A 26,618-nucleotide genomic window follows, 5' to 3' on the forward strand; every position below is an offset into this window, starting at 1 on the left:
TTCAAACTTCCAAATCCTTGCGATGCAAGGGTTTTTTTATATCCCATCAGCCTATTAATGGTTGGTGGGATTTTTTTGTTTATGCTATTTGCCTAATGGAAAAACTTTAATATAGCGTACTTTTAAGAAAAGGTTGTGAAACTTTTGAATGGTGCAAAGATTGCGTTCCTATCTGTACTTAGTAATACATTTATCGTTTCTTTAAAGCTTATGGTCGGAGTACTTACAGGTTCAGTAGCAATTATCTCGGAAGCGATCCACTCCTCCTTAGATTTAGTTGCTTCGTTGATTGCTTTTTTCTCGGTCCGATGGTCGAGTCGCTCTGCGAATAAAGCTCATCCTTATGGTCATGGCAAAGTGGAGAATATCTCAGGGACGATTGAAACGTTGCTTATTTTTGTTGCTGGAGATATTACATGAAGGATAATAATGGTGATTAAGCACAGAGTTTCTCTGCTATTTCAATATTTTGTATTAAGTGATATGGTGATTATATCTCTTTTATATTCATTCTATATGGGGGACGGATAATGATCGCTTATTTAAGACCTTTAATAATAAGTAGCTCAGTTAAAAGCCTGATTTTTCTTTTAATAATAATGGTGATAGCAATGGTATGGTGGTTTTATAAATGGACTAAGCAATGATGCTCTTTTGTTTGGCCGCATACTAAAAAGCCAGGCTCCCAATTTAGGGAACCTGGCTTTAATTGTTTGTAGGGAGCTTATACAGTCTTTAGGAACTCAACAATGGTGAGTAATCCCTTGTCGAAGTTCTCCAGGTTGAAATGCTCATCCGGTGCATGCAGGTTCTCATCATCGAGACCAAAGCCCATCAGAACGACAGGTGCTTCCAGCACACGGGAGAAGCTCTCCATGATCGGAATGGAGCCGCCGTCTTTGGTGAAGAGGGCACGGGTTCCATATACTTTGCCATATGCGTCTGCTGCAGTTTGCAGAATAGGATTCGACGGATCGATGTTAAAGGCACGTGCCTTCTCCATTTGCTTAACATGCACTTTCGCTCCGGTCTGAATATTAGCCTTCAGATGTGCTTCAACGGCATCGAGGATATGCTGTGGATCCTGATCGCCTACTAGGCGGCAGGTAATCTTCGCATGGGCTTCTTTAGGGATAACCGTCTTACTGCCTTCCCCTTGGAAACCGCCGTATACGCCGTTAAGCTCAAGCGTAGGACGAGCGCCAATCCGTTCTACAAAGGAATAACCTTCTTCCCCGTATAACGATTCCAATCCAAGACCTTCGCGGATTTTATCTTCATTCACACCTTGCTTCACGAATTCTTCCCGCAGCATTGGGGATAGTTCAGGAACACCATCATAGAATCCGTCTACAGATACACGTCCTTTGTCGTCATGAAGCGAGCTTAGTAAAGATACTAGGGCATGCAGTGCATTCGGAACACCGCCGCCGTAAGAACCGGAGTGCAGGTCTGTCAAAGCGGTAGTTACATCAACTTCAAGGGAAGCTAGTCCACGTAACCCAGTGCAGATGGCAGGACGACCGCGTTCCAATAGGGATGTATCGGAGACTAACACCGCATCCGCAGCGAGCTTTTCTTTATTGGCTTCAAGGAACGGAGGCAGATTCACACTGCCGATTTCTTCTTCCCCTTCGATGCAAAGCTTGAGATTCACAGGAAGAGTACCTTCTTGTTTCAGGATCGCCTCAATGGCTTTGAGGTGAACGAATACTTGTCCTTTGTCATCTGTTGCTCCGCGTGCATAAAGCTTGCCATCACGAATCTCTGGTTCAAATGGAGGTTTGGTCCATAGGTTTAATGGGTCTACTGGTTGTACATCGTAGTGACCATACACGAGAATGGTTGGTTTGCCTGGAGCATGAAGATAATCGGCATATATAACGGGATGTCCCGCTGTCGGATGCAACTCAATGTTCTCAAGTCCGGCTTTTTTCAGGGTGTCTGTCAACCAATGGGCTGCCTTCAGTACATCGTCCTTATGTTCAGATAAGGCAGAAATACTTGGAATTCTGAGCCATTGTTTTAGTTCTTCGAGATGTTCATCCCGGTGGGTTGAAAAATAAGTTTCGTATGACATAGTGAGTATGTACCTCCTTAAGTTTTGCTGCGCAAAACCGGCTTTGTAAGCGCCTGGGCATAAGCTTATTGGCCATGCGTGACCGTCTTGTTTAGCATTCTATAGGAACCATTATACTGGAGAACTCACTATGGATCAAAAGCGATGGGGCAAACCTCTCACCAGATGATTGTAGCCGGTGTCACACCTTGGGGAAAAGTATCCTCAGCTTTGCTTTTGTCCATATACATCTCATACCAAACATCAGCGATGAGTCCTGGATCTGTAGCAGTGCCGGGTTTAATGAATACACCAAGTGCTAAATGACCTACATAGATTCCTTGTGGAGCCAAATCTGCATGCAGGTTAAGTGCGTAGTTTCTTAATCCGCTAAGCGCAATGCCAACATTACCCATCATCTGCATGGGATAGACGGAGGACAATCCGGTTGTGAACAGCAGTGCGCCGCTGCGTTTCTCCAGCATCTCAGGCAATACCTGTGCTACGCTGCGGATAGCGGCTACAACCAGTGCCTGAAAGGCATCCTGTGCATTTTCTTCGGTTACTTGTGAAGCAGGAGTAGGAGGGTAATTTCCACTTGTCGGGCTGAATTCGAGCACATCGATAAAGCCGTATTTTTTCTTGATATTATCGAAGGCTGTGGCTACTTGTTCTTTATTGTATACGTCGGCAGGAAAAGCAGCAGCCTCGATATTTAGTGCTTGCAGTTCCTGAACAAGGGTGTTCAGCTTCTCTTCATTTCGAGAGATTAATGCCACTTGAAATCCGTTGGCTCCGAATTTTTTGGCGATTGAGAGTCCTAGGCCGGGTCCAGCACCCATGATGGCAATGGTCTTTTTCATGATTTATTAGTTCCTTTCCGGTTGTTGATTACTAACAGTAACCATGATAAGCTGAATAGGCTTGAGGGACAAGAAGGCACTATTACATGCTTAAGTTACATGGAGGTAACCACAGTTGGAACATTCAAAGGAAGAACCCACCCGGTTCATGCCGATGCTGGAGGATTGCTCCATTACCCGCCAGATTCTGGACAGGGTCGGAGACAAATGGAGTGTACTGATCATAGTCAATTTAGGTGCTGAAGCTTTGCGGTTCAAAGAGTTGCAAAGGCGCTCTGGAGGGATATCACAACGGATGCTGACCCAGACCCTGCGCCATTTGGAACGGGATGGATTAGTTTGGCGTAAGGCGACGCCTACAGTCCCACTGACTGTGGAATACGGTCTGACGAGCATAGGAGAATCATTGTTGGGACCTTTAACCTCGCTTGTGGACTGGGTCAACAAAAACAATGGGAAGATCGCCAAAGCGCGTATAGATTATGACCACCAGCACGACACACAGGAGTAACAAGACAGCAGAACAATTCACTGGGATAGAGGATGGATTATATTGCATACGGAAAGTGGAACAAACACATTTATTTATACTTACACCTGTTCAGAGGACGAGTTATCGCTGTGTCAGATGGAGCTGCGATGTCTTTTTGGCGAGCAGGTGCCGACTGCTCTTTTTAAGAGTGAGGTTGAAGTGGATGTCAGCCGCAGTCCCTTCATTAAAGAGCGGATAGATGTAATGTATGAAGGGGATAGTCTGCCTGAGATTTATGATCAAACGGAGCAGGTGGAGCTTGGCGGCAAGACGTTTAAGGTTATTTTTGTGAAGACCAACGATCTGGGCCCTGCAGACAAAATAGAGTATGATGAGCGCAGAGTGATCGAGCGGGAAATTGGGTTGCGGATTGAAGGAGAAGCGGATGTTAACCATCCGGAGCTGGTATACGGCATTGTTACGCTGGGTGGACGCTGGTACTTCGGATCTTATCATAAAAACAAGGCAACTTGGTTCCGCCAAATGAAGAAGCCACGCAGCTATTCTATCGCGCTTAGTACACGTGTTGCCCGTGCCGCGGTTAATATGGCTATTCCGAATCCTGAAGGTATACGTGCTATAGATCCTTGCTGTGGTATTGGAACTGTAATGGTAGAAGCCTTGTCAATGGGAATCGACATGGTTGGACGTGATATTAACCCTATGATTGCTACCGGTGCGAGAACAAATATTGCCCATTTTGGATTCACCAGTGAGGTAACGCTTGGGGATATTGCGGATATCACTGATCATTACGATGTAGCCATTGTAGATATGCCATATAATCTATATTCTAGTATTACACCTGAGGAGCAGTTCGCGATTCTAGTGAATGCGCGTCGGATTGCAGATCGGGTGGTTATCGTTGCGATTGAACCGATGGACGAGATGATCACTGAAGCTGGATTTACAATCATAGACCGTTGTGAAGCTAAAAAAGGAGCCTTCTCGCGTCATTTAATGCTTTGCCAGTAATCCTAATCAAGGTACCGAAAAAGGGGTGCAGCAATGGAGCAGAAATGGTTAACGTGGGCCAAAGAAATTCAGGCCATCGCACAGACTGGATTAACTTATGCTAAGGATGTTTATGATATAGAACGGTATCAAGCTTTGCGGGAGCTCAGTGTAGATATCCTCGCTAATTATACCTTCGAAAGCAAGGAGAGAATTAGACTCTCCTTTGCGGGTGAAGGGGGTTATGCTACTCCAAAAGTTGATGTCCGTGGTGTTGTATTCCGGGAGGATGAAATTCTACTTGTTCGCGAGAAGTTGGACGGGAATTGGGCGCTTCCTGGTGGTTGGGGAGACATTGGACTGTCCCCGAGTGAGGTTGTTGTGAAAGAAATCAAAGAGGAATCGGGTTTTGAGGCAGAAGCAGTTCGCTTACTGGCTGTATTAGATAAGAAATTTCATAACCATCCACCGGAGCCTTATCACGTGTATAAGTTCTTTATTTTATGCCGCATTGTGGGCGGAGAGGCAATGGAAGGGGTAGAGACAAGCGAAGTTTCTTTTTTTGCAGAAGATAAGCTGCCTGAGCTCTCAGCAGAGCGGAATACAGAGGCACAGATTCGGACGATGTTTGAATATTTACGAAATCCGGAAAAAGTAGTAATATTGGACTAAGAATCTGCATATACTGTATGACTTCCGCAAATTTAAGTTTTTAATTATTCAAAATTTGGTTAATATCTAATATGTAAGCACTTACAACGGTTTGGCCGCTGAGCCTTTATATCTACCAAAATTCAAAATTTTAATTTTTTGGGTCGAGCGGTCTACATTTTTTCCTCTACTGTGACGATAAGATATTTTAGGAGGGGATCGCATGGAACAAGAAGAATTGAGCATTCCATTGAAACAGGAAAATGTGGTGCGTCCTGCAGAAGGCAATATTGCCACTGGGCTGGTTTGGGGTATCTTAATCAGCATTCCGTTATGGATCTCTGTTATTGGCTGGATTTTGGGATTTTGGCACTAAACCATAAATTAATGAGGATCTAATTCTGTTGAATTTATAGTATACACAAAAGGCTGTCCCTTCCTTGTGGAAGAGACAGCCTTTTGCGTTTTCTGAAGATCTTAGCCTTTTGTATATACCACTTTAAAATTCTCACAAACAACTTTCATCTTTGGATCAAAGGGTTTGTTTAAGAATTTTAAGGATTCTCGGGTGAAGAACTGCTCATGATCATGACGCCATGACTTAAGCGTCCGGTCACCCTCTCCTTCAGTATAGGCAAACTCAGCGCTAACCTCATCAAAAGGTATAATTTGTACCTCTGTAGTAATAATTATTGCCTGCGGATCACCAGAACCATCCAGCACGATACTGTGCCCGCCAACTTGCGGAAACGTCTCGTCACAAGTTTCAAATATATCATAATTTGAAGCAGTTCCTGTCTTGATCCCACGAATCACCAGATCGAGCAGTTTATCGGCCATCTGGGGACTGTCACCAAAGGCCCAGGCGTCATATTTATCCGCTTTTTGTGGATGAAGCTGGGTATATTCTTTCCATAACAACTTAATTTTCTCTTTGTTGCTCATATGCTCATCTCCTTATAGATCAATTTATAGATCAGTTGTCTCCATCCATCCTGTATAGAGCTCATCCAACTGTTCCTGTATCGCATCACGTTCTTGTTGCAGTTCAGCAAGTTCAACTGCATCGCTGCTGATCAGGGGCTCTAACATCTTGGCATCGATCACGCCAAGGCGTTTCTCTACCTCTGCAATGGCCGTTTCCCAGTCGAAGGTGGTGTTTTTCCTACGGGAACTGGAGGATTTAGCGTTGGTTTCTTTCCCTGAATTGTTAGATTGAGGCTTATCAGAGCCTGAACTTGTTCGTTCTGCAGAGAAAGGTTTAGCTTGATCCGCAAAAGAGGGAGCTAATAATGCTTTTTCAGCTTGTTTTTCCTTGTAATATTCATAGTTTCCGTTGAACACTCCAAACCGCCCGTCTTCAATGGACCATAGTTTGTGAAATAGACGATTGATGAAATAACGGTCATGAGATACCGCCAGAACTGTGCCTGGAAACTCCTCTAATGCTTCTTCGAGTGCTTCACGAGAATCTATGTCCAGATGATTGGTCGGCTCATCGAGAATCAGCAGGTTTGGCTTGCGATGCATTAGTACAGCGAAACGCAGGCGGGTCCATTCACCACCGGACAGATTCGTAATGTCTTTGAATACATCGGGACCATAGAATAGGAAACGTGCAAGCTGCCCGCGAGCTTCACCTTCTTCAAGTCCAGCTTCTTCGCGGAAGTAGCGGAGTACAGACTGTTTGTTATTTTCCGGAACAGCCTCTTGTGCGAGGTAGCCGACCACAGTTCTTGAACCGAGTGTACAGCTTCCGCTGTCCGGGGTTTCCTGCCCTAAAATAATTCTTAAAAGTGTACTTTTACCTGCCCCGTTACCGCCGATGAGTGCCGTAGTCTCTCCGTAGCGAAGCACTTCGTTTGCCTCTGTGAAAAGGCTTCGCTGACCATATGCTTTTCCGATATCCTCCAAAATGACAACCTGATTACCGGAACGGTCATTTTGCTGTAGCTGCAAATCCATCGATTTGCGCTCCAGAATAGGACGTTTAACCTTCACCATACGATCCAGTGCTTTTTGCATGGATGCTGCTCTCCGGTAAAAGGAAGGGTTAGGAGGAGTCCCGCGATTGCCAAATTCAATGAGACGTTTGATGCTTTCCTGCATTTGTTTTATTTTTTTCTGCTGCTCTTGATAATCAGCAAATTGTTGAAGAAGTCGTGTTTCCTTCTCCACTTGATAGCCGCTGTAGTTGGTGTGGAAGGTAAAAGCCTCGCCATCTTCAATCTCAATGACTTTCTTGACTACAGCGTCCAGAAAGTAGCGGTCATGGGAGATCGCCAGCACTGTTCCATCATAACTCTGTAAAAATTGCTCCAACCATTCGATGGCATTCATATCGAGATGATTGGTTGGTTCATCCAGTAGAAGGATGTCTGGACGGCGCAGCAGCAGCTCCGCAAGTCCGACTTTTGTTTTTTCTCCTCCTGAAAGAGAGGCGAACAGTCGGCTGTATTGTCCGGTTCCGATCCCGAGACCCGAGGCTACGCGCTGAATAGAGGATTCGATCTCGTAACCTCCGGCGGCCTCGAACTTATCCTGCAAGCTGCCATATTCTTTTAACAGCCGATTCCAGAGGGATTCATCCGTTCCGCTGTTAAAGCTGGACATTTCCAGCTCAAGCTCCCGCAGGCGGTGCTGCCATTGCAAAGGTTCAGCAAAGCTGCGCTGTAGAACATCATATACGGTTTCTTTTTCGCTAACTTCTTGTATTTGAGCCAGCAGGCCTACTACGCTACCTTTGCGTATTGAGATTTGCCCTTCATCGGGACGTTCTTCCCCGTTCAGCAGGTGGAATAGTGTCGTTTTGCCACAACCGTTGCGGCCGATCAGGCCAATTTTTTCCCCTTGGCGGATATCGAAGGTAATGCTATTCAACACGAGTTGTGCCCCGTGGTATTTTTGAACATTTTGGCATTGGATGATCATATATATTCTCCTTTAAGAATGCCCTTCGCACCGCCAGTACCCTAAATGGCTCCGAAATCCTGTGAAAAACCATAAAAAAAGACCGTAGGGAAATTTCCCCACGGCCTTATCATTCTCCGGTTAACTGATCCGTCCGGGTGATGGCAGGAAAGGCATTTCACAATTGTGTAGTGTTATTAAATTCATACAAATGGACAGACTTCTCCCGTTATCGCCATTTACATGAGCAATGCCAGCTATCGCTTTAGGTAGCCGACTCATAACACTGTTGGTCCAATTGTGATCCATTCCTTCCACACCCCTCTCTTAGTAAATTTAATGACAGTGTAATCAAAAATCAAAAAATAAGCAAGTAAAAAGATGTCAGAGAGTATTTTTACACAGCATAGAATATGAAAAATAGAATAATATGGTTCTGTAGTGGGGGGCAAGTGGCTAAATTTAACGGATGAAAAGAGGAAGAGATATGGCACTTTTTGACGGATTAATGGGCAATGCATCGCAAGTGAATCTTACGGAGGTCCAGCGGGAATACGCACAAATTCTTGCCCCTCAGGAGAAAATTGAACGCGCCTATAAGCTGATTAGAGATATGTTCATTTTTACGGACAAGCGGCTTATTTTGGTGGATAAACAAGGTCTGACGGGCAAAAAAACAGAATATCATTCGATCCCTTACAAAAGCATCTCGCATTATTCCGTGGAGACGGCAGGGCATTTTGATCTGGATGCGGAGCTATGTATCTACATTTCCAGCAGCACGCTTCCGGTGAAGAAGACCTTCAATAAATCCGTAAATATTTACGAGGTGCAGGCCGTGTTATCGCAATATATTTTAAAATAAATTGTTTATTCGGTGTTCCAAAGCACAAGCCCCCCCTAAGTAAAAGTGGCTAAGATTACTAAGGTTAGATGCAGCTAGATATATCTGAGATAGGCAGCCACAAGACATAACCGAGATAGGTAGCTATATAGCGGCAAAAGGTGACTATATATATTCGAGATAGGTAGCGATTTGGTGGCAAAAGGTGACTATATATATTCGAGATAGGTAGCGATTTGGTGGCAAAAGGTCACGGTAGTACGCCATGGTAGTATGCGGCTCCCTGTAATTAAAATGATCTTATAATATTCGTAGGCGTGAATCTACAAGGTTAAACAAAGATGACCTCTTATTTGTGCATAGCTCACAAAAAGAAGAGGTTTATTTTGCGTTTCAGCGTAACCGATTGACAAAGGATTTTCGTGTAATGTTAAATGACACTAATTAAACCAGAAGTTATAGGGGGCTCGCAGAGGAACCTGCCGCAGAATATAGGAGATTGAATATGTTGAAGAATCCCGCCGCAAAAAATAAGGAGTTGGGACATGGCGGAAAAACCCGTAAAACATAGGGGGATGGGCATGGTGGAGGGGAGAAACCCGTAAAACGTAGAGGGATAGGCATGGCGGTGAAACCCGTAAAACATAGGGGGATGGGATATGGCGGAAAAACCCGTAATAGGCACAAAAACTATGGTAGTTAGTCCCCATTATTTAGCTTCGGCTGCTGGTGCACGTATGCTGGAAAAAGGGGGGAATGCCTTTGATGCAGCGGTGGCGATCAGTGCGACATTAGCTGTAGTATATCCGCATATGACGGGGCTAGGCGGAGATTCCTTTTGGTTGACCTATAACACGCAAGAGGCGCGTGTTCGGGCCTATAACGGAAGCGGGCGCTCCGGGTACAGAGTCGGCAGAAGCAGCTATGCCGGGGAAGCTTTCATCCCGCGGCGGGGGATTCGCAGCGCCATTACGGTGCCGGGGATGGCGGACAGTTGGGATGCCATACTGAGTAAGTATGGCCGCTTTACGCTGGCGGAAGTACTGGAGCCTGCCGTTGGTTACGCTTTGGAGGGGTTTCCGCTGTCGCCGGATCAGCGGAATAACACGGCTGTTGCGGGCTCTGCGCTGTCGCCGGAGGCGGCAGCGATTTACACGCCAGGCGGCGTGATTCCTTGTGCTGGATCGCGATTCCAGCAAAAACAGCTGGCGGCCACCCTGCGGACATTGGCGGCGGGTGGGCGGGATGCTTTTTATAAGGGGAAGATTGCGGAGGACATCTGTGACTTTATGCTGGCATCTGGCGGGTATCTGACTCGGGATGACTTTGCGGATCATCAGGGCGAGTGGGGCGAGCCGCTTCATACGGATTATCACGGGCATACGGTGTACCAAGTGCCGCCTAACTCTCAAGGTTTCACAGGACTAATGAGTCTTAATATGTTGGAGTATTTCAATTTTGAAGCAATCGAGCATGGATCGTATGAATATTATCACCTGCTTGTTGAAGCGTTGAAGTTAAGCTTCCACGATCGGGATAGGGTGCTTACGGATCCGGATTTTAGTGCTATACCTTTGGAGCAGCTGCTGGAAAAACGTTATGCAGGACAATTAGCATCTGCGATTTCGATGCAAAAAGCTACACAACTGACAAGTCAGCCTATCGGCAGTGATACAGCTTATGCTGCAGTTGTGGATGAAGACGGGAATGCGGTCTCTTTTATTCAGAGTCTGTATTTTGAATTTGGTTCGGGCGTGATCGCTGGGGATACGGGGATTTTGCTGCAGAATCGAGGTTCGTTTTTTTCGCTGGATCCCGGGCATATCAATACGCTTGAGCCGCATAAGCGCAGCTTCCACACACTGATGCCAGCGATGGCCTGCCGCGAGGGCAAACCTGTGATTTTGTATGGGACGCAAGGTGGCGAAGGTCAACCACAGACTCAAACTCTGCTGCTCACAAGGATGCTGCATTATGGCATGAATCCACAAAAAGCTGTGAATGAGCCACGTTTTGTGTGGGGGAGAACGTGGGGAGAGCCTACGCAAGAACTGAAGGTGGAGAGTAGGGTAGCTGATGAGGTGCTGGCAGAATTGGCCGCAGCCGGTCATACTGTCCGGAAAGTAGATGACTATGATGGGGTTATGGGTCACGCTCATGTGATTTCGATAGATGACAATGGATACCGCAGTGGGGGAACGGACCCGCGCTGCGATGGTGCGGCGATTGGGTGGTAAGTATAGGAATGATGGAGCGACCGGAAGGACTCTGAAGGAATCGTAAGAGGGAGGATTAAGAGGCTAACGGGCTATGAAGGAGTCGTAGAAGAAAGATGAGGGGTAAAAAGGAGTGGAGGGGGGCCTAGGTGGAAAGATCAGGGAGCGAAGGGACTGCTGGAGCAATCGTAGGAAAAAAGGTAAAGAATTCGAAAGACTGCTGGAGGAATCGTAGGCGGGATTGTGTGGGATCTGAAAGGCTACTAGAGGGATTGTGATAGTAATGGTGAAGGGAGGAGGAGTAATTATGGTTTTGGATAATCGGTATGGTGCGTTTATAGATCCTGAGCTTACGGTTGAGAGTTTAGGTAGCGGGATATTGGATGGACTGACCTTTGCAGTAAAAGATGTATTCGCTGTAGCTGGACACAGCTCTTCTGCAGGTAATCCTGATTGGCTGCATAGCCACCATCCGTCCACGGAGCATGCGGTGGCTGTACATCGTTTACTGTTGTCGGGTGCTACACTTCGTGGTGCTGCCCATACGGATGAGCTGATGTATAGTCTGGGCGGCGAGAACCATCATTTTGGAACGCCGATTAATCCGCGTGCTGTAGGTCGTATCCCGGGCGGATCTTCAAGTGGTTCGGCAGTAGCGGTAGCTTCTGGTAGTGTTGATTTTGCGCTCGGTACGGACACCGGTGGCTCAATTCGAGTACCTTCCTCCTATTGCGGAGTATATGGCTTTCGACCAACGCATGGAGCTGTGGATTTCCAAGGTGTTATTCCATTATCTCCGGCTTTTGATACCATTGGCTGGATGTCAGATCGTTTGGATGTGCTCCAGCAGGTAGGGGAAGTGTTGCTTGTGGCTGGGAGTACATCTGTGAAGACGGCGAAGAAAATAGAAAGTAGTATAGAGGAAACTGTAGGGAAGAGCATAGAGAAGAATGTATTGGAAAATTTAGAGAACAACTTAGAGGGAGACATGGTGAAGACTGATAAAAATAATTTAGAAAAGAGCCAGAAGGAAAGTTTAGAAACGATTTTGGAGAAACGTATTGAGAAGAGTGCTGAGAAGAGTACGGAGAAAATTTTAGAGATTGGCCCGGAGAACAAGGTAAAAAAGATAATAGAAGACAAAAACAAAATGGGTACTTTATTTGTTGCTACTGACTGCTGGGCTTTGGTTAATCTGGAGAATGCAGCTATTTTATCGGAGGGATTAAGGTGTTTGCGATCAGGGGCAGATCATCTCATGGAGATAGAGATTGCTTTGGAGGGTTTAAAGGTCTGGATGGATGTTTTTAGAGAATTGCAGGGGAATGAAATTTGGGAAACTCATGGCGCTTGGATTGAGAACGAGAAACCAGTCTTTGGACCTGATATTGCAGCGCGATTCTCGTGGGCTGCTAGTTTGGCGGAAGAGGATCATAGTGTTGCGAAATGTAAGCAAAAAGAGATTTCTAATCAGATGCGCTTGCTGCTAGGTGAGGACAATTGTCTTGTGATTCCGACAGTTCCGGGACCAGCGCCGCTGCGTGGAGGGGATTTGCGCCAATTGGAGGAGAATCGTAGCGGTGCGATGATGTTGAGTTGCATAGCAGGGTTGGCGGGTTTGCCTCAGGTAACAATACCTATGCTCTCCACAAGTGGATTGCCACTGGGATTATCCGTTATTGCCGGACATGGTCAGGATCTCCGGTTACTCTCTTGGGTAAATGAAGTGTGGCAGCAGTCCTGAGAAGCTGGGTATAGCGGCCTTGAAAAAGCGATACTAAACAGACTGAAGGTACTGAACAACATATCTTGATGATACTTTTCTAGTTACTGTTAACCGGTACTCCTCCATTACCCTCTAGGAATACACTCTAGAAATACACTCTAGGAGTACACTCTTGGAATACACTCTAAGAATATACTCTTGGAGTACACTCTTGGAGTACACTCTTGGAATACACTCTAGGAATACACTCTTGGAGTACACTCTTGGAATACACTTTTGGAATACACTCTAGGAATACACTCTTGGATTACATTCTAGCAATACACTCTAACGCCACACTCACTTATTCATTCACAAATTAACGAAATGCACATGTTATTCCCTCCTGCTTTTAGTTTTATTGACACCGGGGAGCCTAGTGGAGTTGCTTTTAATACTAAGGTAGTTGGAGTTAGCTCAATAGTGGGGCAGTAGTGTGAAAAAGATAAATTCAGCGCTCGATTGTGTGGTGTAAGACCAGTGGAATTAAGTGAATACGTCGCTGGAGAGAAAAGAACGGTATAAATCCCGCAGAAATCGGAGAAATGGCTAAAGAAGCTAAAAAGAACGGTATAAATCCCGCAGAAGTCGGGGAATTGGCTCAAGTAACTGAAAAGAACGGTATAAATCCCGCAGAAGTCGGGGAATTGGCTCAAGTAAATGAAAAGAACGGTATAAATCCCGTAGAAGTCGGGGAATTGGCTCGAGTAAATGAAAAGAACGGTATAAATCCCGTAGAATGTGGCAAAGACGCCTATGTAGCCAAAAAAAGGGCAAAAGTGCCCTCCACCTCGGCAATTCCGGCTGAATAGGCAAAAAGAAGGGCAAAAGTGCCCTTCACCTCGGCAATTCCGGCTGGAAAGCTGAAAAAAAGGGCAAAAGTGCCCTCCACCTCGGCAATTCCGGCCGAATAGCTGAAAAAAAGGGCAAAAGTGCCCTTCACCTCAGCAATTTCGGCTGGATAGCTGGAAAGAAGGGCAGAAGTGCCCTTCATCTCGGCAGTTTCGGCCAAACAGCCAAAAAGAAGGGCAAAAATGCCTCACACCTCGGCAATTCCGGTCGAATAGCCAAAAAGAAGGGCAAAAAAGCCCTCCACTTCTACCAGCAGCAGTAGATCTATAAGCGCTTGTACCTCCGCCACAGCTACAGTGGGGTGGTATTATCTCTACTCGTACGGATCTCCTACACCGCTCAATTCCCCGTCTTGCAGAGCTGGTGTGCCTGCGACTTCGATCCGATGGCCAATGCGAATGGCCCGAGAATACCCTCCCATCAACTCCCATGTTGAACCCGTAAAAACTTGTTTTTACTCGAAAGCCCTCCCTCAACTCCACCTACTATTTTCCAATCCCCTTATACAGTTCACATGAACGATATGAGCTAAAGTTCAATAATTCATAATTCATAATTCATCATCCATGTTCATTTTGTGTTAAGTTTATTTACATACAATCATGAAATTTTAACTTTCCTCTATTCAACACGGTTCATTTTAATTATAATGTTACATAAAATAACATTATAAATCAGAAATGGTTCTATTGATCCTAATAAGGAGGGGTGGCATGCATCTTACGGTTGAAGAAGCGTTGTCCATTTATCCTTTGTCCGAGGCGAAGCTTATCGCTGGGTCTAAAGGGAAACATCGAATTGTGAAGTCAATTAATGTGATGGATGCCCCCGATATCTCGGATTGGATCAAAGAAGGCGAGATGCTGCTAACGACAGCCTATTTGATAAAGGACAATATGGAGGAAGCCTCTGCCTTGCTGCAGACTTTAAATCGCCGGGGATCTTCGGCCTTGGGCATTAAGCTGGGGCGGTTTTGGGATGAAGTACCAGAGCAACTGGTCGCAGAAGCGGAGAGTCTTAACTTCCCTCTAATCCAACTGCCGTTCGAGTTTACTTTTTCGGATCAGATGAATGGTCTGTTTCGCGCCGAGCTTAGCCGCAGCACTCACGTTCTACAGAGCATTATGGAGAAGCAGAAAAAGCTGATGCAATTCGCCTTAAGATCTGTCCGCAGCCGTCCGTTGTTTGACTCGGTGTCTGAAGTGATTGGCCATTCACTTGTGGTGGTTAGCGCACGGGGGGATGTGATCTACAACAACTCTGAATACCATCCTTCAGAGCTGCTGGAGGGGTGGCCATGGCAGAAACGGAATCAGCGCTTTCGTGTGGGAGATCATGTGAGCTACCGTACGCAACTTTTGCAAGGAGAGAAGTGTTCCGGATATCTATTGTTTTGTGCCATCGACCCTTTATTGCTCCCAATGGAAGAAAGTTTGTTCGTTCAGGGAGCTGAACTTATTTCATATCATATTCATTCAGGATACGAAGATTATTTTGAACAGGCAGAACACAGGGAGTTTAGCGGATTGCTGAGACGTTGTTTGAGTGGTAATTTATCTTACACAGATTTGGCGCAGGCTGCTCTCGACTTGGAGATTGAGCTGCTTCAATCACCATTTTGTCTCTTATTGACCGATACAGCTGCGACTGGGGAAGAACGCCAAGGGGAGCTGCTCAGGCTAAAAGAAGAATATCTTGAACATCCCGGGCTGCGGGAAGTAAAGGGAATTCATGTGATCATAGATCAAGGACTTTTGTCTATATATCCGGGAGATCGTCAGCGTCCTGAACAATTTCGGGATCTAATCCAGGTTTGTTTTGACAACATGAAGTTTGATAAGGGATATTATCCGCGAGCTGCGATAAGCAGTTGTAAAGCGAAGCCGGAGGGGCTGAAGGAGGCTTTTGCCGAGGTAAAGGATTGTATGGGAATGCTTCAGGGCGGGGGAGTAAAAGGGAGTGTTGTGCATTACCGGCAGCTTGAGCTTAACCTGCTGCTCGGGCAAATTCCGGCAGAGGTTATGGAGAAATATTGTAATGGAAGTCTTAGAGGGTTGCTTAGCCGAGAACCGGAGTATGTCAGGGAAATGCTGCGGACGCTGGAAGTTTATCTAGAGAACGATGGTCATGTTAATGAAACGGCTAAGAAACTGTTTATTCATCGAAACACGGCTACCTACCGGATTGAGAAGCTTAGTGAGCTGCTGGACGTCGATTTTAAAAAAATAAATGATCTCATGAGGTTGAAGTTAGTATTCATGTTTCGGAGGATGCTCGGACGGGACTAAGGTGTGAGTTCTAAGGTTTGAGTTCTAAGTTCTAAGTTCTAAGTTCTAAGTTCTAAGTTCTAAGTTCTAAGTTCTATGGTCTGGATTGAAATGCAAACACGGAGGAGGGGGACCTCGTGAATACACATGAGATCGCAATGCATATTCAAACCCATCAGAAGCCTGCGGTGCTGGCAACGCTGATAGAGGTGGAGGGACACTCGTATCGTAAAGCCGGAGCGGTGATGTTGTTTTTTGAAGGAGGTACGATTGGGAGCCTGAGTCCAGGTTGTCTGGAAAACGATCTGCAGCTGCGGACTTCTGAAATCTGGGAACGAGGGCTGCCCGAAATTGTGGAATACAACATGCTGTCTCCGGATGATCTGTCCTGGGGTGAGGTTGTCGGCTGTGGAGGCAAAATCAAAGTAGTGCTTGAACCCGTGCAGGGTCAGCTCTACAAGCTTTTAGTGCAGGCGAGTGACAGATTGGCTAGGGGAGAAAAGCTAATTCTGTTCCGCGAAGCAGTGGAGAACGATTTTGCCTATAAGCTGGAGCTGGATCCAGACAATGAACTGCCGCAGAGCAAGAAACATCCGAAATTATCCCACTCGGCAAAAGAAAACCTGGCGACAGGTCGCTTTATGGCCGCTCCAGCAGAATTGACAGCATTCCATACGTCTTTCGTGCCAAGACCGCGGCTTGTGATTTTTGGCGGGGGACGTGATGTGGTTCCAATTGCGGAACTTGCTGACAGAGTTGGCTTTCGGGTTGCGGTTGCGGATTGGCGCGAAGGAAGCTTGCACAATAAGTTTCCTCGGGCTGAACAAGTAATTTGTTCCCCTATGGAGGTTGTTCAGCGATTGGGCGTAGCTCGGGAGGATTATGTATTGATTTGCAGTCATCAACTTGGGCGGGATAGACAGTTCCTGGAGAGTGTGATTCCGCTTGCTCCTCTATATATAGGGATTATCGGTTCGAAGGCGCGAATATCTCTTTTACTGGAAGGGTTTGAGGCTCCTGCATCTTTGCATGCACCTGTAGGGTTGCCGATTGGAGGAGAAGGTCCGGAGGAGATTGCGGTCAGTATTATAGCAGAAATTATTCAAATTAGAAGGGTGGGCTCACGAGAGCTGCCCAAAGGAGCGGATAGTATTGAAGGTAGCAGGAATATATTTGGCAGCGGGGCAGAGCAGGCGGATGGGCGTGTCCAAGGTTTCACTGAAATTGTCGCAGGAGGTCTCACTCGGGAGCGTCGCGCTTAGTGAATTGGATCGTTGCAATCTAGAACCGCTAATCGTGGTAGTGCGTGCGGATGACAACTTGGAATGGCTGCCACCCGCGATTGAGCCGCAAGGCTCCAGACGTACCGAAACTTGCTTAACCGCACATCTGGGATTGTCTTTTTCACTGCGCTGCGGTCTTAATGCGGTATTACCTTTACAGCCCGATGCAGTAGTTGTGGCGCTTGCGGATCAGCCATTTATTACTACAGCATTAGTGAATCGTCTAATACAAACGTTTGAACAATCTCCGGAGATGGACTATGTCGCTAGCGTCAGCAATGGGTCGGCTATGCCCCCGGCTTTGTTCTCGAAGACGTTGTTTCCAGCACTACAGGGATTAGATGGAGATCGAGGAGCGGCGGGGATATTGCGTTCACCTGATTATAAGGGGATTGTTCTGGAATCTGAGTCTGCCCATTATTTCATGGACGCAGATACAAAAGAAGATTTTGGTGAGATTCAGGAGCAATGGATTCTGAGAAATGGAAAGTGAAGTAAAGAATAGTCTGGAAAGTAATCTGAAACAGTGTTCCTTTTCCACCTTTGGTCATATAATATGACACACAACTCACCTTACGAAAACCAATTAGTGCATTACACACAAAAAAAGTTCTGATTCTTATATTCCTATACAAACGTATGTTATATAAATTTACGCCAAGGCCACCTCTAAGTATAGTAGAAGTACATTAATGGTTGCAGCCATGATGAGAGATGATTTGGAGGAGGAGAATTATGAAAAAAAGGGGTCAGTTCATAACATCTTGTCTTGCATTAATGGTTCTAATGACGGTGGCTTTGGTGGGGTGTGGCAGCAATAATAATACTTCTACAAATGCAACGGAGGCACCAGCGACAACTACAGCGGCAACAGAGGCAACTGCAACAACAGAACCGGCTGCAAAGAAACCGACGGTTGCTTTTGTTTATATCGGACCTCCAGGGGATGGCGGCTACACGTACCAACATGATCAAGGACGGTTGTATATGGAGAAGGAGCTTGGGATTAAAGCTGACTTTGTAGAAAATGTCCCTGAAAGTGCTGACGCCGAACGAATCATCACAGAGCTTGCGCAATCACACGACATCGTGTTTACAACGAGCTTCGGATATATGGATTTTACATTAAATGTAGCGGGCAAATTTCCCAACGTGAAGTTCCTGCATGCTTCGGGTTACAAAACCGCAGAGAACATGGGGACCTACTTCGGGAAGAACTATCAGGCCAGCTATCTGAGCGGCATAGCGGCAGGAAAAATGACCAAAAACAATCAGCTGGGTTATGTGGGTGCTTTTCCGATCAGCGAAGTGATCTATAACTTGAATGCTTTTACCCTTGGAGCACAAAGTGTCAATCCTGATGTACAGGTGAATGTGGTATGGACGAATACATGGTATGACCCGACGACTGAACGTCAAGCGGCAATCAGCTTGCTGGATAAGGGGGCGGATGTGCTTTTGGCCTATCAGGATTCACCTGCAACCCTGCAGGCTGCTGCTGAACGAGGGGCTTTTGCCGGGGGAAATGACTCGGATATGAGTAAATACGCTCCGGACAATTATTTGACGAATCCGGTATGGAATTGGGGGCCGTATTACGTAAAAGCTGTGCAGGCAGTTATGGATGGAACCTGGAAGAGCGAGCAATATTCGGGTGATATGGCTGACGGTATGGTGGAGCTGGCTCCTTTCGGGAACAAGATCCCAGATGATGTGAAAAAGCTTGTCGAAGACGCCAAAGCCAAAATTATCAGTGGTGAGCTTGAGGTTTTCACAGGTCCGATCTCAGATAATCAAGGGAATGTGAAGGTTCAGGAGGGTCAGAAGCTGACCTTGGAGGAAGTGCTGGGCATGAACTGGCTCGTAAAAGGTGTGGAAGGAACTATCCCGCAATAATGTTTAAAAATAGGGAATAAGATGTGCACAATCTATGGGTGGGGCGGGTTCCGTTAAGCGGAAACTTCCCCACCCGTACTACAACTTGAAGGAAGGAGGGGTTCAGGCCATGCGGGGAACTTCAGTTGAAATGCGGGGGATTGTGAAAAAATTCGGCTCGGTAACCGCCAGTGATCAAGTCGACTTTTCGGCAAATGCGGGTGAGATTCATGCGTTGCTTGGGGAGAATGGGGCCGGGAAGAGCACGGTGATGAGCATGCTGTCAGGGGTGTACAGAGCAGATGAAGGAGAAATCTTCATTCATGGGAAAGGTGCTCAGATCCGTTCTCCTAAAGATGCTGCGCAGCTGGGTGTAGGTATGGTGTTTCAGAACTTTAGGCTGGTGCAAAGCCTCACAGCAGCAGAAAATATCGTGCTTGGCGAAAAGTCGTCTTTCTGGCGCGGCCGTAAGTGGATGAAGAACAAACGCGAGGAGATAGAGGCATTAGCGGAACGGTTTGGACTGAATTTCCCGGTGGATCGCCCGATCTGGCAGTTGTCCGTGGGTGAGCAGCAGCGTGTTGAAATCGTTAAGACGCTGTATCGCGGGGCTGACATTATTATTCTGGATGAACCAACCTCTGTATTGACCCCGGGAGAGGTGGAACAGCTATTTGAAACGCTGAGGGTCATGAAGCAGGCAGGAAAAACGGTCATTATGACTACTCATAAAATGAAAGAGGTTATGGCGTCCTCCGATCGGATTTCCGTCATGCGCAAAGGGAAAATGATCGCCACACTGACCACGGCAGATACAGATGAACTGGAGCTGGCTCGTCTGATGGTGGGCAAGGAAGTAACCATCACTCGTCAAGAACGGGAAGCCACTGAAGGGGATTCTTTATTAGTAGTGAAAGATGTGGACGTATATGCCGATCACGGGCGAAAAGCACTGGATCACTTCTCACTGAACGTATGTAAAGGGGAGATTGTAGGCGTAGCTGGGGTAGCTGGTAACGGGCAAAAGGAACTGGCTGAAGTGTTAACAGGTCTTAGAGGCTGGAAAAGTGGTGAAATCACGTTTGATGGAAAAACGGTGAAATCGGCTTCGGTTAGAGGGGCAATTGATTCAGGAATCTCCCACGTGCCGGAGAACCGGATGAAGAGCGGTTTAGCTGGACGCCTCGGATCGGTGGATAATCTTTTGTTTAAGTCTTACCGCTCAGAGGAGCACTCCAAATTTGGTTTCTTGAAGTCCGCGAAGAACCGTTTGTGGTCACAGGAGCTGGTCCAGCGCTTTAACGTCAAGACACCTGAGCTGGAGACGCCAGTACAACAGTTGTCAGGTGGTAATCAGCAGAAGCTGCTATTTGCACGTGAAATCAGTCATCGGCCTAAGCTGATGGTCGCCGTTCATCCGACACAAGGGCTGGATGTAGGTGCCACGGCTGGTGTTCACGACCTTCTTATGGAGCTGCGTGGTTCAGGTAGTGGCGTGTTGTTAATTTCGGAGGATTTAGATGAATTGCTTCAGTTGTCCGACCGGATTCTAGTGATCTATAACGGCTCAATTATTGGTGAGAGTACACAAGAGGAAGCGAATCGAGAGAGCATCGGACTACTAATGGCTGGTATTCATAATAGAGAGGAGAGCGCCGTATGAGCCCGGAGAATGGAAGAAATACCGCAGCAGCAGTACTGGAACCCCTCTCCTCCCACTCCGGAAAACGATTCTCTCTACGTTTCGAATACGATGCCAGCCGCATCCGTTCTCCTTGGTGGACACCTATTGTATCTATAGTTTTAGCGCTATTGTTGTGTGCCCTATTTATTGCGGCGAATGGTATGAATCCGGTGCTGGTCTATGAAAAAATGTTCCGTGGCGCATTTGGCACTGCGTATGGGCTCACGGAAACGATGGTTAAAGCGATCCCGCTACTTCTATGTGGGCTTGGGATTGCTGTGGCTTACCGCATTTCGGTATGGAATATTGGAGCAGAAGGCCAGTTAACCGTTGGGGCTATGGCGGCCACAGCGGTCACGATTTATTTTCCTGACTTACCTTCATTCTGGTCCCTGAGCTTAATGCTGCTGTTCGGGATTGCCGCGGGTGCGCTTTGGGGACTATTGACTGCTATTCCGCGGACGCATTTTGGAGTGAATGAGCTAATCACTTCATTAATGCTGAATTATGTTGCCCTATTGGCGCTCGATTACGTGGTATTCGGACCTTGGAAAGATCCTAAAGGTTTTAATTTCCCGGGATCACCTATGTTTACTGCGGCTCAGTCGCTGCCTGTTCTCGGAAGTACAAGATTGCATATTGGATTGTTATTTGGACTTATCGCCGTTGTGATTTATTACTTAATGATTCGTTTTACCAAGTGGGGTTACGAGCTCCGGCTGATTGGGGCCAATCCTGTTGCAGCCAGATACGCGGGGATTCCTATCAAGCGCCATATTATTATCGTCATGCTGATCAGTGGGGGGCTCGCCGGGATCGCTGGCATGGCGGAGGTCTCCGGTGTTACACACAAGCTGATGCAAGGCATTTCACCGGGTTATGGATACACCGCCATTATTGTGGCTTGGTTGGCCAAATTGAATCCACTCGGTCTAATCGTTACTTCTATTTTATTCGGTGGCTTAATTGTTGGCGGATATAGTGTTCAAACCATCGGGCTGCCCTCATCGATATCAGAAATGCTGCAGGGCTCCATCCTGTTTTTCTTGATTGCTGGCGATATGATCTATCGTTTCCGCATTCGTCGTAGCCGGGTTCAGCTGAAAGGGGGGAGATAGACGATGGATTTTACAACACAGCTACTTATTGCCGCTATTTCCGCAGGGACCCCGCTGCTGCTGGCTACGCTGGGAGGCATTCTAAATGAACGAGCCGGCATTATACAGCTTGGGGCTGAAGGTCTGATGCTGATGGGGGCGGTCACCACTTGTATCGTGTATATTCGCTCCGGAAACCTGTTGCTGGCTCTGCTGGCTACCGTAGCTGTAACGGCTGTGCTTGGTTTGCTGCATTCTTTTCTCTGTGTGACCTTGCGGGCGAATCAAACGATGTCCGGTCTTGCGATGACCTTGTTCGGCAGTGGGTTGAGCGCTTATCTTGGTAAACGGATCAGCGGCATTCCTTTGCCGGGAACCTCCCCTAAGCTGCATCTGGCTTGGCTGGAAAATGTACCGTTCATCGGAAAAATATTCGGCAACATGGACTACCTAACCTGGTTCAGCCTGCTGCTAGTGCTTGCTCTGCATCTGCTAATTCACCGCACTTCATGGGGCCTGCATTTGCGGGCAGTCGGAGACAGTCCGGCTACCGCAGATGTGATGGGGATCCGTGTGCAGCTTATCCGCTACAGCTATGTGATCACCGGTGCTGCTCTCATCGGTCTGGCCGGAGCGGATATGGTATTGGCCTATGCGCCAACCTGGAATGAAGGGCTGACAGCCGGTCGAGGCTGGATTGCGGTAGGGCTAGTGATTTTTGCCAGATGGAATCCGCTGCGCGCCTTGTTCTGCGCTTACTTTTTTGGGGCATTGGATTCACTTGGCTTCCGCATTCAATTGCTGGGCAGTGCAGTTCCGCCCTATTTTCTCAAAATGATTCCGTACCTTGTGACCATTCTGGTCCTGATGTACCTGGGGTACCGCAATCGCAACAAACCATCCGGTACACCGGAGGGGCTGGGAGTTCCTTATATTCGGGAACAAAGGTTTTAAGGCAGGCTATACGAGAAGGGAAGCGGCAATCTGGTACTCAAAAAGGGGGGCGGAGTGTATGGGAGTTATAAGGGAAGAGGATGGAAGGCTACCTGAAGTAATTCAACCCCGCAGCCTGCACGAAGCTTGGGAGAGAAAAACGGCGTTTGGAGACAGTTCCCGATATGTCGCAGGAGGAACATTGCTGAGAACAGGGTGGGAAAATGGAACGGATCATATGCCCAAACAGCTGATTGATCTTCGGCAAATCACAAATCTCGGCGACATTACCTTAACGGAATTTCACTTATCTCTGGGCGCTCTTGTTCCACTCTCCCAGTGCCGCAGTAATGAGCATTTGCAGGCCGTGGCTCCTGCGCTGCAAGAGGCTGCACGTTGCATAGCGGCTCCGTCGGTGCGTAATCTTGCCACGCTCGGGGGCAATATCGCTTCTGGCTTCGGAGATATTCTACCTGCGTTACTGGTCTATGACGCGGAGTTAATCTCCTTTGACGGCAAATTTATGACGGCACTACCTTTGATAGAGTGGCTAAACAATCACTGGAGCGGGATAAAACCTGCGGCAGATCTTGTGGCTGAGATTCGCATCTCACCTACTCGCTTAGAGCGTCCGTTAACGGATAGGCTAGAAATTTTTCGTAAGGTTGGCCGCAGGGAAGTGTTCACCCCTTCACTTGTAACGGTAGCAATCTCAGCATCAATCGATGAGGAACTCCGTTTCCGTGAGGTGCGTATCGCCGCAGGTGGGGGCTCTGGGCGGCCGCAGCGACTAAGTAGAGCTGAAGTTATGCTTGAAGGTGTGAGGTATACAGAGGAGTTGTTGGCTTCTTTATATGAAGAGGTTGAGAACAGCTTTGAGACGTATAGTGATCCCTTTGCAACAGAACTTTACAAGAAAAAGACTGCTGGGAATTTGGTTGTATCTGAGCTGTGGAAGGCTATGAATATACGGAGTTAAGAGGTGAATAACCCGACGAAAGGAGAGAGGGAAAATGCTGCTGAATAAGGAATCCAGCGGTAGCCGCTGGCGTACACGACCCGATGGAGAGGGCAAGGTATCCGGTAAGCTGCAGTATTTGACCGACATGAGGGCAGAAGGAATGTTGATCGGCCGCGTGCTCCGCAGTGAGCAGGCACATGCTCGTATTTTGTCCATACGCATTGAGAAGGCCGTTGAAGTCCCTGGTGTACACGCTGTAATTACTTATGAGGATGTGCCCGGACTTAACGGCTTTGGCATAGCTTTGCCGCATCAACCGGTATTTTGCAGTGACCGTGTGCGTTACACTGGCGATGCGATTGCGGCAGTCGCGGCAGAGACGGACGAAATTGCGGAATACGCCTTATCTCTTATCGAAGTGGATTATGAGCTTCTACCCTTACTCGAGAACCCGGAAGAGGCGATGAAAAAGGACGCAATTCTGCTGCATGCCGAGGGAAACGTGCTTCATCATACGGAATATCGGAAAGGGGAGCCGGAAGCGGTATTTACGGATTGCTGTCATGTGGTAGAGGAGACTTATTATACACCACGCCAAATGCACACTTATATGGAGACTGAAGGTGGACTGTTTATCCCAGAGGATAACGGACGGCTTACCGTATATTCAGCTACACAACATGGGTTGATGGATCGCCTGCAGCTATCCAGAATTCTGGCTATTCCTCAAGAAGATATTCGCGTCATCTCGAGTCCTATCGGCGGGTCCTTTGGAGGAAAAGACGAGCTGAATGTACAACCGTATGGAGCGCTGCTCGCCTTGCGGACACTCCGTCCGGTAAGACTGCATAATTCGAGAGCTGAATCGGTACGTGCAGGACTAAAACGCCATCCCATGAAAATCACCATGAAAACTGGCTGCGACCCCGAAGGAATCATCAGGGCACATCAGGTCAGAATTATTTCGGATACGGGAGCTTACGCAACACTGGGGGCGGAGGTGCTCAACTTTGCGACAGAACATGTGATGGGCCCCTATATCATCGATCATGTGGATGTGAAGGGTTTTGCTGTATATACCAATAACGGTGTATCTGGTGAATTTCGCGGTTTTGGCGGCAATCAGGCGATTTTCGCTTTGGAGGGACAAATCGATCGGTTGGCTGAGCGATTGCAGATCGATCCGTGGGAAATGCGCCGCCGCAATTTGCGTAAATATGGAGATCTGGGGCCGCTGGGTCAGGAAATTGCTCAGACCGATGGTGCCTTTCAGGTGTGGGAAGCGCTGGCGGGTTCGCCTCTTATGACTGAGGCCGCATCTACAGACAGTGATTCAGGTGTTGTGGAACCTTGGATCGTAACTGGAACGGGTGCTGCTATAGCTATGCATGGTGCAGGACTTGGCTATGGTATTCCCGATCCGGCGGGTGGCAGGCTCTCTTTGACGCTAGAGGGCAAGATTGAGGCGGTGTTTGGTTACGAGGAGTTTGGTCAGGGGTTAATCGCAACAATGGAACAAATGCTGATTGAACAGTTTGGCTTGGCGGCAGAGGATCTAAGCATCGTCATTGGCGATACGGATGTTGTGCCCGATAGCGGATCTAGTACGGCTTCCCGATCAACCAGCATGATGTGGATGGCCTTAAAACGGCTGCGTCCAGACTTCACCGCTCGAGTGCTGCAGGCAGCTGCGATGATAAAGCCAGAGCTGGATAACTATGAAATGAAGCTCGGCCCTGGCGGTATTTGGCTAAAAGACGGCGGTCTGCTTCTGACTTACAAGGACTTGGCACAGCGTATTTCAGAACCCATTGTCTGTAATACAAAGTTTACTTATCCAACCACACCCTTTAAAAGAGTGGGGGCACATTTCCTATACACCTATTCCGCAATCGCGGTCCGTGTGGAAGTTAATCTGCTTACAGGACGTGTTCGTGTACTGGATCAATATCATGCGGTAGCGGCGGGACCGGTGGCTAATCCGCAAGGTTATCTTGGACAGATCGAAGGTGGCAGCAGTATGGCGGTCGGTTTCACCTTGTCAGAGGATGCTGTGATGTCTGGCGGCAGCTATGTCACCAAAAATTTAGACACCTATTTGGTGCCGACCATTGCCGATATGAATGGCAGCATTCAGGTGCAGCCGATAGAGGATTTGCCGGATCATGACACGTACGGTCCTCGCGGCATTGGAGAGGTGGGTTCCGTCAATTTAGCTCCGGCAGTCGCGTCAGCCATATTTCAGGCTGTAGGGAAACGGGTAACCAAGCTGCCCATTGATCCCGAATGGCTGCAGTCTACACCGTTTATTCCACAAAAGGTGGTGAACATCCATGCCGAGCCATAATTCAGATGCGAATCTAGATGAAGATAACCTTGACCCCTTATCGTCTGAGGAAGCCTTTGCAGAAGAGAGGTTCACCTTTAATTGTAATCTTAATGGCAAAGCGATATCCACGGAGATTCCACCCTCCCGCCGGCTTTTAAAGGTCATACGTGAAGATTTGGAGCTGACCGGCACAAAACGTTCTTGTGAGATTGGCCGCTGCGGGGCATGTATGGTGCTGGTGGATGGACGTCCAGTGAATTCATGTCTAGTCATGGCCTATCAATGCTCAGGTGCGGAAATTACAACGATTGAGGGAATTAGTGAAGTAGGCCTGCATCCCGTTCAGCGGGCTTTTTTAGAAGAGGGGGGGTTCCAATGCGGTTATTGTACACCAGGGATGGTTATCTCGGTGGTTGCTCTGCTGGAAGAGAATCCGCATCCTACTCAGGCTGAAGTGGAAGAAGCTTTATCGGGTAACATTTGTCGCTGTACGGGGTACGGTGGCATTTTACGAGCTGTTAACAAAGCTATTGGAGGTTGAGT

General features: G+C 47.5%; 23 protein-coding genes and 1 pseudogene. 19 read left to right on the forward strand and 5 right to left on the reverse strand.

Annotated elements, in window-relative coordinates; all coding sequences use genetic code 11:
* Positions 1-144: 144 nt before the first annotated feature.
* Positions 145-408, forward strand: a pseudogene (locus tag NST58_RS07505) (cation diffusion facilitator family transporter); the annotation flags it as partial.
* A gap of 316 nt (positions 409-724) precedes the next feature.
* Here the strand turns inward: NST58_RS07505 and NST58_RS07510 are convergent.
* Both NST58_RS07510 and NST58_RS07515 read right to left on the reverse strand, forming a co-directional pair.
* Positions 725-2,080, reverse strand: coding sequence for a dipeptidase (locus NST58_RS07510; RefSeq protein WP_339247094.1), 1,356 nt, complete (start codon positions 2,078-2,080; stop codon positions 725-727).
* A gap of 158 nt (positions 2,081-2,238) precedes the next feature.
* Positions 2,239-2,922: an SDR family NAD(P)-dependent oxidoreductase gene (locus tag NST58_RS07515; RefSeq protein ID WP_076125466.1), complete on the reverse strand. Its 684-nt coding sequence runs from the start codon at positions 2,920-2,922 to the stop codon at positions 2,239-2,241.
* A gap of 115 nt (positions 2,923-3,037) precedes the next feature.
* Between NST58_RS07515 and NST58_RS07520 the strand changes: the two genes are divergently transcribed.
* The 4 genes from NST58_RS07520 to NST58_RS07535 all read left to right on the forward strand — a co-directional run bounded on the left by NST58_RS07520 (position 3,038) and on the right by NST58_RS07535 (position 5,435).
* Positions 3,038-3,433, forward strand: coding sequence for a helix-turn-helix domain-containing protein (locus NST58_RS07520; protein ID WP_244886429.1), 396 nt, complete (start codon positions 3,038-3,040; stop codon positions 3,431-3,433).
* Between the two features lie 42 nt (positions 3,434-3,475).
* Positions 3,476-4,429 (forward strand): RNA methyltransferase, encoded by a 954-nt coding sequence (locus NST58_RS07525; protein ID WP_076125464.1) that lies wholly within the window; start codon positions 3,476-3,478, stop codon positions 4,427-4,429.
* Positions 4,430-4,462: 33 nt separating this feature from the next.
* Positions 4,463-5,080: an NUDIX hydrolase gene (locus NST58_RS07530; RefSeq protein ID WP_076125462.1), complete on the forward strand. Its 618-nt coding sequence runs from the start codon at positions 4,463-4,465 to the stop codon at positions 5,078-5,080.
* Positions 5,081-5,282: 202 nt separating this feature from the next.
* The gene (locus NST58_RS07535; protein WP_155288093.1) at positions 5,283-5,435 is read left to right on the forward strand and encodes a hypothetical protein; all 153 of its coding nucleotides are present in this window, start codon (positions 5,283-5,285) and stop codon (positions 5,433-5,435) included.
* Between the two features lie 101 nt (positions 5,436-5,536).
* Here the strand turns inward: NST58_RS07535 and NST58_RS07540 are convergent, their stop codons facing one another.
* The 3 genes from NST58_RS07540 to NST58_RS07550 all read right to left on the reverse strand — a co-directional run bounded on the left by NST58_RS07540 (position 5,537) and on the right by NST58_RS07550 (position 8,278).
* Positions 5,537-6,004 (reverse strand): ASCH domain-containing protein, encoded by a 468-nt coding sequence (locus NST58_RS07540; protein ID WP_076125460.1) that lies wholly within the window; start codon positions 6,002-6,004, stop codon positions 5,537-5,539.
* Between the two features lie 24 nt (positions 6,005-6,028).
* Positions 6,029-7,990: an ABC-F family ATP-binding cassette domain-containing protein gene (locus NST58_RS07545; protein ID WP_339247098.1), complete on the reverse strand. Its 1,962-nt coding sequence runs from the start codon at positions 7,988-7,990 to the stop codon at positions 6,029-6,031.
* A gap of 120 nt (positions 7,991-8,110) precedes the next feature.
* Positions 8,111-8,278, reverse strand: a complete 168-nt coding sequence (locus tag NST58_RS07550) for a hypothetical protein (protein WP_162636617.1) — start codon at positions 8,276-8,278, stop codon at positions 8,111-8,113.
* Between the two features lie 178 nt (positions 8,279-8,456).
* On the opposite strand from NST58_RS07550, the gene NST58_RS07555 reads away from it, so the two are divergent.
* The 14 genes from NST58_RS07555 to NST58_RS07620 all read left to right on the forward strand — a co-directional run bounded on the left by NST58_RS07555 (position 8,457) and on the right by NST58_RS07620 (position 26,616).
* A complete protein-coding gene (locus tag NST58_RS07555) occupies positions 8,457-8,834 on the forward strand; it encodes a PH domain-containing protein (RefSeq protein WP_036680049.1) in 378 nt (125 codons plus the stop codon).
* 638 nt (positions 8,835-9,472) lie between these two features.
* Positions 9,473-11,050 (forward strand): gamma-glutamyltransferase, encoded by a 1,578-nt coding sequence (ggt, locus tag NST58_RS07560; RefSeq protein ID WP_339247100.1) that lies wholly within the window; start codon positions 9,473-9,475, stop codon positions 11,048-11,050.
* A gap of 286 nt (positions 11,051-11,336) precedes the next feature.
* Positions 11,337-12,773: an amidase family protein gene (locus NST58_RS07565; protein ID WP_339247103.1), complete on the forward strand. Its 1,437-nt coding sequence runs from the start codon at positions 11,337-11,339 to the stop codon at positions 12,771-12,773.
* A gap of 566 nt (positions 12,774-13,339) precedes the next feature.
* On the forward strand, positions 13,340-13,606 hold the full coding sequence (locus NST58_RS07570; RefSeq protein WP_339247106.1) for a hypothetical protein: 267 nt from the start codon (positions 13,340-13,342) through the stop codon (positions 13,604-13,606).
* A 753-nt stretch (positions 13,607-14,359) separates the two neighbouring features.
* Positions 14,360-15,934 (forward strand): PucR family transcriptional regulator, encoded by a 1,575-nt coding sequence (locus NST58_RS07575; RefSeq protein ID WP_339247108.1) that lies wholly within the window; start codon positions 14,360-14,362, stop codon positions 15,932-15,934.
* Positions 15,935-16,050: 116 nt separating this feature from the next.
* Positions 16,051-17,175, forward strand: a complete 1,125-nt coding sequence (locus NST58_RS07580) for an XdhC family protein (RefSeq protein WP_339247111.1) — start codon at positions 16,051-16,053, stop codon at positions 17,173-17,175.
* Positions 17,117-17,689 (forward strand): NTP transferase domain-containing protein, encoded by a 573-nt coding sequence (locus NST58_RS07585; protein ID WP_175617362.1) that lies wholly within the window; start codon positions 17,117-17,119, stop codon positions 17,687-17,689. The genes NST58_RS07580 and NST58_RS07585 overlap by 59 nt, the downstream gene beginning before the upstream one ends.
* A gap of 242 nt (positions 17,690-17,931) precedes the next feature.
* Positions 17,932-19,092 (forward strand): BMP family ABC transporter substrate-binding protein, encoded by a 1,161-nt coding sequence (locus tag NST58_RS07590; RefSeq protein WP_339247114.1) that lies wholly within the window; start codon positions 17,932-17,934, stop codon positions 19,090-19,092.
* Positions 19,093-19,201: 109 nt separating this feature from the next.
* Positions 19,202-20,734, forward strand: coding sequence for an ABC transporter ATP-binding protein (locus tag NST58_RS07595; protein WP_339247116.1), 1,533 nt, complete (start codon positions 19,202-19,204; stop codon positions 20,732-20,734).
* A complete protein-coding gene (locus NST58_RS07600; RefSeq protein WP_339247119.1) occupies positions 20,731-21,873 on the forward strand; it encodes an ABC transporter permease in 1,143 nt (380 codons plus the stop codon). The genes NST58_RS07595 and NST58_RS07600 overlap by 4 nt, the downstream gene beginning before the upstream one ends.
* Positions 21,874-21,876: 3 nt before the next feature.
* Entirely contained in the window at positions 21,877-22,806 is a 930-nt protein-coding gene (locus NST58_RS07605) for an ABC transporter permease (protein WP_339247122.1), read from the forward strand.
* 58 nt (positions 22,807-22,864) lie between these two features.
* Positions 22,865-23,764, forward strand: coding sequence for an FAD binding domain-containing protein (locus NST58_RS07610; protein ID WP_339247125.1), 900 nt, complete (start codon positions 22,865-22,867; stop codon positions 23,762-23,764).
* 34 nt (positions 23,765-23,798) lie between these two features.
* Complete coding sequence (gene pucD / locus NST58_RS07615; RefSeq protein WP_339247128.1) at positions 23,799-26,093, forward strand: xanthine dehydrogenase subunit D; 2,295 nt, start codon at positions 23,799-23,801, stop codon at positions 26,091-26,093.
* Positions 26,080-26,616, forward strand: a complete 537-nt coding sequence (locus NST58_RS07620) for a (2Fe-2S)-binding protein (RefSeq protein ID WP_339247131.1) — start codon at positions 26,080-26,082, stop codon at positions 26,614-26,616. The genes pucD and NST58_RS07620 overlap by 14 nt, the downstream gene beginning before the upstream one ends.
* The last annotated feature ends 2 nt before the right edge of the window (positions 26,617-26,618 follow it).

Source organism: Paenibacillus sp. FSL R10-2796 (genome assembly GCF_037965315.1).
Classification (GTDB): domain Bacteria; phylum Bacillota; class Bacilli; order Paenibacillales; family Paenibacillaceae; genus Paenibacillus_AQ; species Paenibacillus_AQ odorifer.